Origin of the sequence: Nocardioides luteus, from assembly GCF_015752315.1 — a bacterium.
Taxonomy (GTDB): domain Bacteria; phylum Actinomycetota; class Actinomycetes; order Propionibacteriales; family Nocardioidaceae; genus Nocardioides.
In genome coordinates, this window is record NZ_JADOVJ010000001.1 from 1,290,780 (window position 1) to 1,303,223 (window position 12,444).

Consider the following 12,444-nt stretch of genomic DNA (forward strand, 5'->3'; position numbering starts at 1 on the left):
CAAGATCCAATACGTCCAGATGCTTCCTGGCATCTCCTCGCCGCCCATAACTTCGCGGCCATGAAGTGACGAGCGTCACTTTCGAAGGAGATCCCATGAACCCCCTCATCCGTACCGCCGCGATCGCCGTCGCCACAGCCCTGGCCGGCACCTCGCTCGCCGCCTGCAGCTCGGTCAACAGCTCCGACTCGTCCGCCGGCGAAGCGCCGACGAAGGTGAACATCGTCGCCCCCGCCGACCCGGGTGGTGGCTGGGACCAGACCGCGCGCGCTCTCTCCGAGGTGATGACCGGCGAGAAGATCGTCGAGAGCGCCTCGGTGTCCAACGTCCCGGGGGCCGGCGGCACCGTCGGTCTGGCGCAGCTCGCCAACGAGACCGACCCCAACACCCTGATGGTGATGGGCCTGGTCATGGTCGGTGCGATCGAGACGAACAAGTCGGCCACCAAGCTCTCCGACACCACCCCGATCGCGAAGCTGACCGAGGAGCAGGAGGTCGTCGTCGTACCGGCCGACTCGAAGTACCAGACCATCAACGACCTGGTCGACGACATCAAGGCCAACGGGCAGGACGTCGCGATCGCCGGCGGCTCCGCGGGCGGCACCGACCAGATCCTCGCCGGCCAGCTGCTCAAGGCCAGCGGTGTGCCCTCGGGTGACATCGCGAAGAGCCTCAACTACGTGCCCTTCGACGGCGGCGCCGAGTCGGTGACCGCGCTGCTCGGCGGCAAGGTCGACGCCGGCATCTCCGGTGTCGGTGAGTACGCCGAGCAGATCAAGGCCGGCAAGCTCCGGGCGCTGGCCGTCTCCGGCGAGGAGCCCTCCGGCCTGCTCCCGGACGTGCCCACCCTCACCGACGCGGGCATCGACCTGGTGCTCACCAACTGGCGTGGCATCGTCGCCCCGGGCGACCTCGACGACGCCGAGCGCGAGGCCCTGACCGACCTGGTCACCGAGGCGGCCGAGTCCGACGCCTGGGCCGAGGTCCTCGAGACCAACGACTGGGACGACGCGTTCATGGCGGGCGAGGAGTTCGAGACGTACGTCGACGAGGAGGTCACCTCCGCACAGACCACGCTCGAGGAGATCGGTCTCGTCCAGTGACCACTCAGACCCCCACCCAGCCTGGCCGGCTCTCCTTCGGGGAGCCGGCCATGGCCGGGGGCATCCTCGCCCTCGGTGTGTTCGCGCTGGTCCGTGCGGGAAGCATCGCCGAGCCGGTGACGGCCGCCGGCGCGATCGGACCGCGGACGATGCCCTACCTGGTCGGCGGCCTGCTGGTCGTGACCGGTGGCATCACCATGGCGCGTGTCCTGCGCGGTGAGCGCGGCGAGGCCGAGGGCGGCGAGGACGTCGACCTCTCCGGCAGCACCGACTGGCTCACCGCCGGCCTGCTCGCCGTGGCCGTCCTGGGCCACGCCCTCCTGATCGGCCTGGTCGGCTGGCCGCTGGCCGGCGCCGCGCTGTTCACCGCGGGCGCGGTCATCCTCGGCGCCCGCCCCTGGTGGCGATCGCTGCTGATCGGTCTGGTCATGGCGTTCGCGATCCAGATCGTCTTCGCCGGCGGTCTCGGTGTCTCGCTGCCGCCGGGTCCGTTCCTGGAAGGGGTGGCGTTCCTCCATGGATAACCTGACGCTGCTCCTGGAGGGGTTCGCCACCGCCGCGCACCCCGAGTACCTCGTCTTCGCCTTCATCGGCGTCATCCTCGGCACCGCGGTCGGCGTCCTGCCGGGCATCGGGCCCTCGATGACCGTCGCGCTGCTGCTGCCCCTGACGTACGCCCTGGACCCGACGGCCGCGCTGATCACCTTCGCCGGGATCTACTACGGCGGCATGTACGGCGGGTCGACGACCTCGATCCTGCTCAACACGCCCGGCGAGGCGTCCTCGATGATCACCGCCCTCGAGGGCAACAAGATGGCCAAGCGCGGCAAGGGCGCCGCGGCGCTCGCCACCGCCGCCATCGGGTCGTTCGTCGCCGGCACGCTCGCCACGGTCGCGCTCACCTTCCTGGCGCCCCTGGCCGCGGACCTCGCGGTCAAGCTCGGTCCGGTCGAGAAGGTGGCCCTGATGGTGCTCGCCTTCACCACGGTCGGGGCGCTGCTGGGCCGCTCGGTCTCGCGCGGGCTGGCCGCCCTCGGTGTCGGCATGTTCATCGGGCTCATGGGCGTCGACGGCATGTCGGGCCAGATGCGGTTCACCTTCGGCGTACCCGTGCTCAACGACGGCATCGACGTCGTGGTCGTCGCGGTCGCGCTCTTCGCCGTCGGCGAGGCGCTGTACGTCGGCGCGCAGCTGCGCCGCGGGCCGCAGCAGCTCGTCCCGGTCACCCGGGGTTGGCGCACCTGGATGACGCGTGAGGACTGGCGCCGCTCCTGGAAGCCGTGGCTGCGCGGCACCGCGATCGGCTTCCCGATCGGGACGCTGCCGGCCGGTGGGGCCGAGGTCGGCACGTTCCTGTCGTACTCCGCCGAGCGCAAGCTCGCTCGGGGCAAGGCGAAGGAGGAGTTCGGCCACGGTGCCATCGAGGGCGTCGCCGGGCCCGAGGCGGCGAACAACGCATCGGCGGCCGGTGTGCTCGTGCCGCTGCTGACCCTCGGCATCCCGACCTCGGCCACGGCCGCGGTGATCCTGGTGGCGCTGCAGCACTACAACATCCAGCCCGGGCCGCTGCTGTTCAAGGACCACGGCGACCTGGTCTGGCCGCTGGTGGCGAGCCTCTACATCGGCAACGTGCTGCTGCTGGTGCTCAACCTCCCGCTGGTCGGGCTGTGGGTGAAGGTGCTCCAGATCCCGCGGCACTATCTCTACGCCGGCATCCTGCTGTTCGCGGCCCTGGGCGCCTTCGCGGTGCACTTCAGCCCGCAGGACGTCATGGTGCTCCTCGTGCTCGGCATCCTCGGCTTCTTCATGCGCCGCTACGGCTACCCGGTGGCGCCGATGGTGGTCGGGCTGATCCTCGGGCCGATCTTCGAGCGGCAGCTGCGCTCGGCGCTGCAGATCGCCCAGGGGGACTGGCTGACGCTGGTGCAGTCGCCGTTCGCGATCGTCGTCTACGTCGCCCTGCTGCTCGCGCTCGCCGGGTCGATCGTGCTCCGCCGCAAGGAGGAGGACCTGGAGCACGAGCTGATCGAGGCCGATCGCTGAGGTGCAGCAGATCGCCTCAGCTTCCGGCTGGGGCGATCTTCTGCAGCACGACGTTGCGGGGGCCGTCGGCGGTGCCCTTGACCACACGCAGGAAGTAGGGCTGGTCGGGGTTGTGGTTGGGGTCGAAGGTCCAGTTCCCGCGGGGACTGACGATCGTGCCGACGGACCCCAGGGAGTCCGCGATCTCGTTGCGGTTGACGTCGTCGGAGAGCTCGAGCGCCTTGTCGAGCGCGGCCGCGGCGTCGTAGGCCTGCACCGAGTAGGCCGTCGGGGTGGCGTCGTACTTCTCGCGGTAGTCCTTCACGAAGGCGGCGTTCGTCAGCGAGTCCATCGCGTCGCTGTAGTGCAGCACCGTCCGCACCCCGGTCGCGTCGCCGCCCAGGGTGGACAGCACGTCGCCCTCGGTGAGGAAGCCGGGACCGTAGAGCGGGGTGCTCCGGGCCAGGCCGGAGTCGCGGTACTGCTTCACGAACGCCTCGGCCTCCTTCCCGGCGTAGGCGGCATAGATCGCGTCCGCGCCCGACTTCTTCACCTTGGCGAAGAGGCCCGACCAGTCCTCGGTCGCGTCGGCCGGCGTGTAGCCCTGTCCCGCGATGCCGCCGCCCTCGGCCTCCAAGGCGATCATGAAGCCGTCGGAGGACTCGTGGCCGGCGGCGTCGTCGGAGGCGATGACGTACGCCGCGCCCCGCTCGGTCTCCTGAGCGACCGCCTCCCCGAGCGCGCCGCCCAGGTCTGCGTTGGTCACGGACGTACGCCACAGGTAGTCGGAGCCGTCGGCGAACTGGTCGGCCCCGGCGCCGGTGACGATCAGCGGTGTCTCGCCGCCCTCCGCGACGTCCTTGGCCGCGAGCGCCGTCTCCGAGCCCACCAGCCCGACGACCGCCTGGACCTCCTCGTCCTCGATCAGCCTGGTCACCGCGGCGACCCCGGTCTTCACCCGCTCGCCCTCGTCGGCCTCGATGACGTCGACCAGCCGGCCACCGAGCTTGCCGCCGTGCTGGTCGAGGTAGAGGTGGAAGCCGCGGGACATGTCGGTGCCGATCGACTTGTGGGCGCCGGAGATGGGGACCACGAGACCGATCGCGACCTTCGACTCCGACGTCGTGGCGCATGCGGTGAGACCGAGCGCGAGCGCGGAGACGGGCGCGAGAACGAACAGCTTCCGACGAGCCGATCCGGTCACGGGGGACTCCATCTGTGCGAAGACGAGTGGAAGGTTCCGAGTAGCCGAACACTGGCACAGACCACCGCCGCAGGGCGAGCAATTCGGCGCCGTGTCCGCAAGTGGGTAGTCTCGCCCTGCCAGTCGTACTCCATGCCTGATGGGGTCAGGGAACCCGGTGAGAGTCCGGGACTGACGCGCAGCGGTGAGGATGACGGGCGGTACACGCACCTCCTCCGGGAGGGGCAGCCACTGGAGCCTGGCTCCGGGAAGGCGTCCCGCACCGATCGATTCCGAGTCCGAAGACCTGCTGGCTCTGGCGGCGCCCGCCGCCAGGTCACCACGTGCCCCGCGGAAGGGCACCTGACCAGAGCAGGTGTGGCGATGTCCCGAGTCCGATCCGACCGGTGCCCAGGAGTCGGCCGTCCGTGGCCGGCCGACGACGGCCTGCTGGTGCGGCTGCGCCTGATCGGCGGCTCCGTCTCGTCGGCCTCGCTGCTCTCCTTGGTCTCCGTCGCCGAGACCTACGGCGACGGCCGTGTCTACCTGACCGGCCGTGCCAACCTGCAGGTACGCGGCCTGCCCGCCGTCGACGGTGCGCTGCCCAGCGAGGTGCTCACCGCGCTGAAGGCGACCGGTCTGGTGCCGGCGCAGACCCACGAGCTCGTACGCAACGTGATGGTCTCCCCGCAGACCGGGCTCGCCGGCGGCCGGGCCGACCTGCGTGGCGTGGCCGCCTCGCTGGACCGGCTGCTGTGCGCCTCGCCCCGGCTGGCGGCGCTGCCCGGGCGGTTCCTCTTCGTGCTCGACGACGGTCGCGGCGACCTGGTCGCGCGGGAGTGCGACCTCGGTCTGGTGGCGCTCTCGGACGCTGAGGGTCAGCTGCGGGTCGGCGACTCGTGGGGGCCGGTCGTGCCGCTCGCCGAGGCCGCGTCCCGGCTGGTCGCGCTCGCCTCGCGCTTCCTGGACGTACGCGGCGAGGGGCCGTCGGCTGCCTGGCACGTCTCCGAACTGGGCGGCCCGCTCGTCGAGCCGGTCGAGGCCGACGACCGGGTGCCGGCGCCAGCCGCTGAGCTCGGGTTCGGCGAGGTGCCCGGCGGCGAGCATGTCGCCGCCACCGACGGAGCCCTGGACCGGGCCGCCGTCGAGGCGCTGGTGGAGCGGGCGCCGGCGGTCGTGGTGACGCCGTGGCGCGGCGTACTCGTGCCGGCGCCGCAGGTGCGCCCGACCCGGCGCTACGACTACATCGACCAGGGGCCGGCGATCTACGTCGACTCCTTCGCGACCATCCGCCGCGAGGCCGACCTCTCCGCGGTGCCCGCCGACGCCGAGCGGCTCGCGGTGCGGATGATCCACGGCAGCGGACAGGTCGACCTCGCCTCCGACCTGGTCATCCACCCCGGTCTGGTGAAGGCCGCGCGTGGTGCCCTCGAGGCCGGGGCACCGATCCTGTGCGACGCGACGATGGTCGCCACCGGAGTCACCCGCAGCCGGCTGCCGCGCGACAACGAGGTGCTCTGCATGCTCGGCGACGACCGCGTCCCGGCGCTGGCCCGTGCCTGGGGCACGACCCGCACCGCGGCCGCGCTGTCGCTGTGGGAGCCCTACCTCGAGGGCGCCGTGGTCGCCATCGGCAACGCTCCGACGGCGCTCTTCCACCTGCTCGAGATGATCCTCGACGGCGGTCCGCGGCCGGCCGCGATCGTCGGCTGCCCGGTCGGCTTCATCGGTGCCGCCGAGTCCAAGGAGGCGCTCGCCTCCTTCGCCGACGACCACGGGATCGACATCCCCTACGTCACCGTCCGTGGCCGCCGTGGCGGCTCCGCGATGACCTCGTCCGCACTCAACGCACTCGCCCAGGAGCAGGAATGAGCAGCACTCAGCAGGCTCTGGGACGGTTCACCGTCGTCGGCATCGGCCCGGGCGACCCCGAGCTGATCACCCTCAAGGCCGCCCGGCTGATCGGCGCGGCACCGGTGATCGCCTACCACGCCGGGGTGCGCAAGCAGTCCCACGCCCGCCGGATCGCCTCCTCGCTGATCCCGGCCGGTGCGGTGGAGGAGGAGCTGCGCTACCCGGTCACCACCGGAACCACCTCGCACCCGGGTGGCTACGTCGGGGCGATGGCCGAGTTCTACGAGTCCTGCGCGGTCCGGCTCTCCGCCCACCTCGACGCCGGCCGCGACGTGGTCCTGCTCGCCGAGGGCGACCCGCTCTTCTACGGCTCCTCGATGTATCTCCACGACCGGTTCAAGGAGGTCTACGAGACTTCTGTGGTTCCGGGCGTCCCGGCCTTCGCGGCCGCCACCGCCGCCGTCTCGACACCGCTGGTGCGCCAGACCGACGTCCTCACCGTGCTGCCCGGGACCCTGCCCGAGCCCGAGCTCGCCCGGCGTCTCGCCGACACCGAGGCCGCGATCATCATGAAGCTCGGCCGGACCTTCCCGGCGGTCCGCTCCGCGCTTGCCGCGGCCGGGCGGCTCGAAGGTGCCTGGTACGTCGAGCGTGCCTCGCAGCCGGAGGAGCGCTGGCTGCCGGTTGCCGATGTGGACCCGTCGTCCGTGCCGTACTTCTCGCTCATCGTCGTCCCCGGCGACTCTCAGCCCTCCGCTGGTCGAGCCGGAGTCGTGAGGGACGAACGACTCCGTGTCGAGACCAACACGGTCGACTCGAGCGCGTCAGGGGACTGTGTTGGTCTCGACACGCCTCCGCCTAGCGGCTCCGGCGGCTCGACCAGCGACGGGGAGGTGCTGGTCGTCGGGCTGGGGCCGGGGCCCGATGGGTGGCTGACGCCCGAGGTGAGCACGGCGCTCGCCGAGGTCGGCCACGTCGTCGGCTATGCGCCGTACGTCAACCGGGTGCCGCAGCGTGAGGGGCTGCGGCGGCACGCGTCGGGCAACACCGTCGAGGTCGACCGAGCCCGGCACGCCCTGGACCTGGCGCTCGCAGGGGAGCGGGTCGCCGTGGTCTCCGGCGGCGACGCCGGCGTCTTCGGGATGGCCTCGGCCGTGTTCGAGGCGGCTTCTGACCCGGCCTATGCCGGCGTACGTGTCCGGGTGCTGCCCGGCGTCAGCGCCGTCCAGGCGGTGGCCGCGCGTGCGGGCGCTCCCGTCGGCGCCGACTTCGCGGTGATGTCGCTCTCCGACCGGCTCAAGCCGTGGTCCGTCATCGAGGAGCGGCTGCGTGCGGTCGCCGCCGCCGACCTGGTGCTGGCGATCTACAACCCAGCGTCGCGCTCGCGCACCGAGCAGATCGGCCTGGCTCGTGACGTACTCCTCGAGCAGCGCAAGCCGGACACCGTCGTCATCGTCGGGCGCGACGTGGGTCGGGCCGAGGAGTCGTTGACGGTGACCACCCTCGGTGAGCTGGACCCGGGGTCGATCGACATGAAGTGCCTGGTCATCGTGGGGGCGAGCTCGACCCGGGTGACCCCGGCGGGGCAGGTCTGGACGCCGAGGTTCGTCCAGTGACCGGCCAGCAGGTGCCCGGTCGGACGGTCCACTTCGTCGGTGCCGGGCCCGGCGCGGCCGACCTGCTGACCGTGCGTGCGACGCGGTTGCTCGAGGCCGCCGACGTGGTGCTCTACCCGGGCACCTATCTGGATCCCGAGGTGCTGGCCCACTGCAGCCCCGAGGCCGAGCTGGTCGACACCCAGAAGCTCGATCTGGACCAGATCGTCGGTGCGATCGTCGCCGCTCAACGTGCCGGCAGGCAGGTCGTGCGCCTCGTCTCCGGCGACCCGTCCGTCTACTCGGCGGTCGCGGAGCAGACCCGGCGGCTCGACGTCGCCGAGGTGCCCTGGGACGTGACTCCCGGCGTGCCCGCCTACGCTGCCGCGGCCGCGCTGGTCGGCCGCGAGCTCACCGTGCCGCTGGTGGCCCAGTCGGTCGTCCTCACCCGCACCCAGGCCCGGTCGACGGCCATGCCGGAGGGGGAGTCGCTGGCTGCGTACGCCGCCACCGGGGCCACCCTGGTGCTCCACCTGGCGATCCGGCGCACCCGCGAGCTGATGGCCGAGCTGCTGCCGTACTACGGCCCTGAGTGTCCGGTCGTGGTGGTCTATCGCGCCAGCCAGCCCGACGAGCTGGTGCTGCGCGGGACGGTCGCGACGATCGCCGACGCGGTCGAAGAGGCCGGGCTCCGCCAGGCCGCCGTGATCCTCGCCGGGCCCGCGCTGGCCCGCGACGGCGGAGAGTCGTTCCTCTACGACGCGGCTCGCCCGCGTGTCTCGACGAGCTCGACCACCGGGTCGGGAGGTTCCTGATGGACCTCTACGACGCCATCAACCGTCGCCGCGACACTCGCGCGGAGTTCACCGGCGAGCCGGTAGCGCCCGAGGTCCTGGATCGGCTCCTCTCCGCCGCCCACGCCGCCCCGAGCGTGGGGATGTCGCAGCCGTGGGACTTCGTGCTCGTACGCGACGCCGACCGCCTCGAGCGCTTCCACACCCACGTCGCGACCGAGCGGGAGACCTTCGCCGCCACCCTGTCCGGCGAGCGGGCCGAGACCTTCTCCCGGATCAAGATCGAGGGCATCCGCGAGTCCGGCCTGGGCATCGTGGTCGGCTACGACCCGAGCCGCGGCGGCCCCAACGTCCTCGGCCGCCACGCCATCGCCGACGCCGGCCTCTACTCGGTCGTCTGCGCCATCCAGAACCTCTGGCTCGCCGCCACCGCCGAGGGCCTCGGCGTCGGCTGGGTCAGCTTCTACCGCGAGGAGTTCCTGCGCGACCTGGTCGGGATGCCCGAGGGCGTACGCCCCGTCGCCTGGCTCTGCGTCGGACACGTCGCCGACCTCCCCGACGTCCCCGACCTGGAGCGCTTCGGCTGGCGCCACCGCTCACCGCTCTCGACCGTGGTCCACGAGGAGAAGTTCGGGTAGTCCGTCAGAATCGGCGGGTGAAGAAGTACATCCTCTTCGACCATGACGGTGTCCTGGTGGACACCGAGCCCTGGTATTTCAGGGCCGGGGCGCGAGCCTTGGCCGCGATCGGTGTGACGTTGGACCAGGAGCGGTATCTCCGGGACATGAGCCTGGGTCTGGGGACCTGGGAGCAGGCGCGAGCGGCCGGCGTCGACGAGCGGGTCATCGACAGGCTGCGGGAGGTTCGCGACGCCTACTACCAGGAGTATCTGCGGACCGAGGCGATCGAGATCGAGGGTGTCGTCGAGGTGCTGGCGGAGCTGTCGAAGCACGTTCGGATGGCCGTCGTGACGACGGCGAAGCGCGCTGATTTCGAGGTGATCCACGAACACCGTCAGCTCAGGGGGTTCATGGACTTCGTCCTCGTCCGCGAGGACTACGAGCACTCCAAACCGCACCCGGAGCCCTATCTGACCGCGTTGAGGCGGTTCGGGGCGGCCAAGGAGGAGGCGCTCGTCGTCGAGGACTCGTCCCGAGGTCTCAGCTCGGCCGTCGCGGCCGGGATCGACTGCGTGGTCGTACACAACGACTTCACCGGCACTCAGGACTTCTCCCAAGCTACTTACCGCATCGACACCTTGGGAGAGCTGAAGCGCATCGCGCTCGGATGAGATGCCGACCTTTTACTAGACGATGACACTTTGTGAAGCCGGTGGACTCAACCGGTCGAAGCAACGCTGAGTTGAAGGAGCGTTGTGATGCCGACGGGGAAGCCCTTTTCACAGGAGTGTCGTTCTCGAGTCGTGGATCTGATCTGTGCGGGTATGTCGGCACGGCGGGCTGCTGATGTGGTCGGCGTGGCGAAACCGACCGCGGTGCTGTGGTGGCATCAGGCTTGCCCAGTGCCGATTCCACTTGAGCCGGGTGCGTTACGGGGTGGGCTGGGCACAGTGCTACAGAGTGACCCGAGTGTCCCCGGTACCGACCGTGCAGGCCGTCAGCGTCGTTGTTTGACCGCCCAGGATCGTGCGGTGATCGCTGCAGGACTGGCTGATCGGTGGTCGCAGGCCAAGATCGCTGCGGTGATCGGGCGGGATAGGTCGGTGGTGTGCCGCGAGGTCGCCCGCAACACCGGCCACGATGGTGTCTATCGCGGTGAGGTGGCTCATCGGGCAGCCCACCAGCGCCGCCGGCGTCCCAAGGAGTTCAAGCTGGCCGCGAACCCACGACTGTCTCGGCTGATCGAGACCTGGATGGACCAGGGCTGGTCACCCGGGTTGATCGCGGCGGTGCTGCGCACCGATCACCCCGGTGCCGATCCGGCTGCGAGGATGGGACGGGTGAGTCACGAGACGATCTACCGGGCCCTCTATGTTCAAACCCGCGGTCAGCTCCGAGCCGATCTACATCGATGCCTCTCTACTCGGCGCAAGGCCCGCAAACCTCGTGGCCGTTCCAGCCATGACCCCAGCAAGAACGCCTATGCCGAGGCATTCAAGATCAGTCAACGACCTGCCGAGGTCGCTGACCGAGCCGTTCCGGGGCACTGGGAGGGCGACTTGATCCTCGGGAGCGGGAACGGCTCAGCGATCGGCACCTTGGTCGAACGCACCACCCGGTTCGTGATCCTGCTCCACCTGCCCGGTCGCCACGACGCCGAGACCGTTGCTGAAGCGATGATCCGCGAGATGGGCACGCTGCCCGATCACCTACGACGCTCGATCACCTGGGACCGTGGCCTTGAACTTGCCCGCTACCAGCACATCCAGGTCGAGCTCGGCACCACCATCTACTTCGCCGATCCACACTCCCCCTGGCAGCGAGGATCCAACGAGAACACCAACCGGCTCCTCAGACACTGGTTCGAGAAGAGCAGCGACCTCTCACGCCACACTCCCCAAGACCTCCAACGCATCGCCGACACCCTCAACCAACGCCCACGCCCTACCCTTGACCTACAGACGCCGGCCCAACGGCTGGCCCAGCTGCTGAACCCAGCAGCCTGACCAACCGTTGCTTCGACCGGTTGAGTCCACCGCCTTCACAAAGTGTCATCGTCTAGTAAAAGGGGCGCGCGGTAGGCCCACTGCACGACGGTGCGCTGAGGCGCCCAGCCGCGGAAGGTGCCGATCGTGTCGACGGACTCCACAGAGATCCGGGTCAGCTCGCCGCCCAGCTCGGCATGCTGTCGCGTCAGGAGCTGCTCGGTCTCCAGGGTGACGCCGTGGACGACCAGACGACCGCCGGGGCGGAGGGCGGCGAGGCAGGTGTCGAGGACGCCGGGGCGGGTTGCGCCGCCGCCGATGAAGATCGCGTCGGGGGAGCGGAGGCCGGGCAGGGCGTCGGGGGCGCGGCCCTCGACGACGGCGAGGCCGGGTACGCCGAGGCGGGTCGCGTTGCGGGCGATCCGGGCGGCCCGCTCGGGGCTGGCCTCGATGGCCGTCGTGGTGCAGGAGGGGTGCGCCCGCATCCACTCGATCCCGACCGAGCCGGCGCCGGCGCCGACGTCCCACAGGTGCGCCCCAGGAGTGGGTGCCAGTCGGGCCAGGGCCGAGGCGCGCAGGTCGCGCTTGGTCAGCTGGCCGTCGTTCTCGAAGACGTCATCGGGCAGGCCCGCAGCCCAGCCGAGAGAGGGCGCGCCGACGCACTCGATCGCGACGATGTTGAGCCGTGGTGACTCGCCCGCCCAGGTCGAGGCCGTCCCCGTCCGGGCGCTCTCGGTCTCTGCGCCCAGCTCGCCGAGGACGGTCATCGTCGACGCGCCGAACCCGCTCGTGATCAGCAGGTTCGCGAGCTCGGCCGGGGTCGACCCGTCGGAGGAGAGGGCCAGGATCCGGCGGCCGGGGGCGAGCTCGCGGGCGACCAGCGACACGTCGCGGCCGACCAGACTGACTGCCACGCACGACTCGGCCGGCCAGCCCATCCGGGCGCGGGCGAGGGCGACGGAGGAGACGGCCGGCTCGATGCGTACGTTGGCTGCTCCGAGCAGGTCGATCAGGGTCGTACCGATGCCGGAGACCAGCGGGTCGCCCGAGGCCAGCGCGACGACAGGGGCGTCCGTCGGCAGCGACTCGAGCAGGGCCGGGAGCCCCTCGCGCAGCGGCGAGGGCCAGGGCTCGCGCCGCTGGCCGGGAACGTCGGGGACGAGGTCGAGATGACGCTTGCCGCCGAGGAGGGTCGCGGCGTCCTGGATCAGCTGCTGGTGACGTACGGGGATCTCGTCCCAACCTCCGGCACCGATGCCCACCACGACGATCATGAGGCCAGACGCTA

11 protein-coding genes, 1 pseudogene and 1 riboswitch are annotated in these 12,444 nt (G+C 70.9%); of the genes and pseudogenes, 10 read left to right on the top strand and 2 right to left on the bottom strand.

Annotated features, from left to right (window positions below):
* Positions 1-95: 95 nt before the first annotated feature.
* The 3 genes from HD557_RS06175 to HD557_RS06185 are packed head-to-tail and all read left to right on the top strand — an operon-like array spanning position 96 to position 3,146.
* Positions 96-1,103 (top strand): Bug family tripartite tricarboxylate transporter substrate binding protein, encoded by a 1,008-nt coding sequence (locus HD557_RS06175; RefSeq protein ID WP_196873253.1) that lies wholly within the window; start codon positions 96-98, stop codon positions 1,101-1,103.
* Entirely contained in the window at positions 1,100-1,627 is a 528-nt protein-coding gene (locus HD557_RS06180; RefSeq protein ID WP_196873254.1) for a tripartite tricarboxylate transporter TctB family protein, read from the top strand. The genes HD557_RS06175 and HD557_RS06180 overlap by 4 nt, the downstream gene beginning before the upstream one ends.
* Positions 1,620-3,146: a tripartite tricarboxylate transporter permease gene (locus tag HD557_RS06185; RefSeq protein ID WP_196873255.1), complete on the top strand. Its 1,527-nt coding sequence runs from the start codon at positions 1,620-1,622 to the stop codon at positions 3,144-3,146. The genes HD557_RS06180 and HD557_RS06185 overlap by 8 nt, the downstream gene beginning before the upstream one ends.
* Before the next feature lie 16 nt (positions 3,147-3,162).
* Here HD557_RS06185 and HD557_RS06190 read toward each other — a convergent pair whose 3' ends face one another.
* On the bottom strand, positions 3,163-4,329 hold the full coding sequence (locus HD557_RS06190) for an ABC transporter substrate-binding protein (protein WP_196873256.1): 1,167 nt from the start codon (positions 4,327-4,329) through the stop codon (positions 3,163-3,165).
* A 104-nt stretch (positions 4,330-4,433) separates the two neighbouring features.
* Positions 4,434-4,637: riboswitch (cobalamin riboswitch) on the top strand.
* A 55-nt stretch (positions 4,638-4,692) separates the two neighbouring features.
* On the opposite strand from HD557_RS06190, the pseudogene HD557_RS28095 reads away from it, so the two are divergent.
* From HD557_RS28095 to HD557_RS06225, 7 genes and pseudogenes are all read left to right on the top strand, one after another.
* Positions 4,693-4,884 (top strand): annotated as a pseudogene (locus tag HD557_RS28095) (nitrite reductase); the annotation flags it as partial.
* A gap of 687 nt (positions 4,885-5,571) precedes the next feature.
* Complete coding sequence (locus HD557_RS06200; RefSeq protein ID WP_445321546.1) at positions 5,572-6,180, top strand: precorrin-8X methylmutase; 609 nt, start codon at positions 5,572-5,574, stop codon at positions 6,178-6,180.
* The gene (gene cobJ / locus HD557_RS06205; protein ID WP_196873257.1) at positions 6,177-7,778 is read left to right on the top strand and encodes a precorrin-3B C(17)-methyltransferase; all 1,602 of its coding nucleotides are present in this window, start codon (positions 6,177-6,179) and stop codon (positions 7,776-7,778) included. Before HD557_RS06200 ends, cobJ begins: the two co-directional genes overlap by 4 nt.
* Positions 7,775-8,572 (top strand): precorrin-4 C(11)-methyltransferase, encoded by a 798-nt coding sequence (cobM, locus tag HD557_RS06210; RefSeq protein ID WP_196873258.1) that lies wholly within the window; start codon positions 7,775-7,777, stop codon positions 8,570-8,572. The genes cobJ and cobM overlap by 4 nt, the downstream gene beginning before the upstream one ends.
* Positions 8,572-9,189 carry a 5,6-dimethylbenzimidazole synthase gene (gene bluB, locus HD557_RS06215; RefSeq protein ID WP_196873259.1) on the top strand — a complete coding sequence of 206 codons (618 nt, stop codon included), beginning with the start codon at positions 8,572-8,574 and terminating at the stop codon, positions 9,187-9,189. The genes cobM and bluB overlap by 1 nt, the downstream gene beginning before the upstream one ends.
* Before the next feature lie 17 nt (positions 9,190-9,206).
* A complete protein-coding gene (locus tag HD557_RS06220; protein ID WP_196873260.1) occupies positions 9,207-9,842 on the top strand; it encodes an HAD family hydrolase in 636 nt (211 codons plus the stop codon).
* A gap of 87 nt (positions 9,843-9,929) precedes the next feature.
* Positions 9,930-11,177 carry an IS30 family transposase gene (locus HD557_RS06225; RefSeq protein ID WP_196873261.1) on the top strand — a complete coding sequence of 416 codons (1,248 nt, stop codon included), beginning with the start codon at positions 9,930-9,932 and terminating at the stop codon, positions 11,175-11,177.
* A 35-nt stretch (positions 11,178-11,212) separates the two neighbouring features.
* Here HD557_RS06225 and cbiE read toward each other — a convergent pair whose 3' ends face one another.
* Positions 11,213-12,430, bottom strand: coding sequence for a precorrin-6y C5,15-methyltransferase (decarboxylating) subunit CbiE (gene cbiE, locus HD557_RS06230; protein WP_196873262.1), 1,218 nt, complete (start codon positions 12,428-12,430; stop codon positions 11,213-11,215).
* Positions 12,431-12,444: the final 14 nt, after the last annotated feature.

What these genes read in the sequence shown, in the direction of transcription:
- HD557_RS06175 (WP_196873253.1), top strand. Translation starts at nt 96, where the DNA reads ATGAACCCCCTCATCCGTACCGCCGCGATCGCCGTCGCCACAGCCCTG.
- HD557_RS06185 (WP_196873255.1), top strand. Translation starts at nt 1,620, where the DNA reads ATGGATAACCTGACGCTGCTCCTGGAGGGGTTCGCCACCGCCGCGCAC.
- cobJ (WP_196873257.1), top strand. Translation starts at nt 6,177, where the DNA reads ATGAGCAGCACTCAGCAGGCTCTGGGACGGTTCACCGTCGTCGGCATC.
- bluB (WP_196873259.1), top strand. Translation starts at nt 8,572, where the DNA reads ATGGACCTCTACGACGCCATCAACCGTCGCCGCGACACTCGCGCGGAG.
- HD557_RS06225 (WP_196873261.1), top strand. Translation starts at nt 9,930, where the DNA reads ATGCCGACGGGGAAGCCCTTTTCACAGGAGTGTCGTTCTCGAGTCGTG.
- cbiE (WP_196873262.1), bottom strand. Translation starts at nt 12,430, where the DNA reads ATGATCGTCGTGGTGGGCATCGGTGCCGGAGGTTGGGACGAGATCCCC.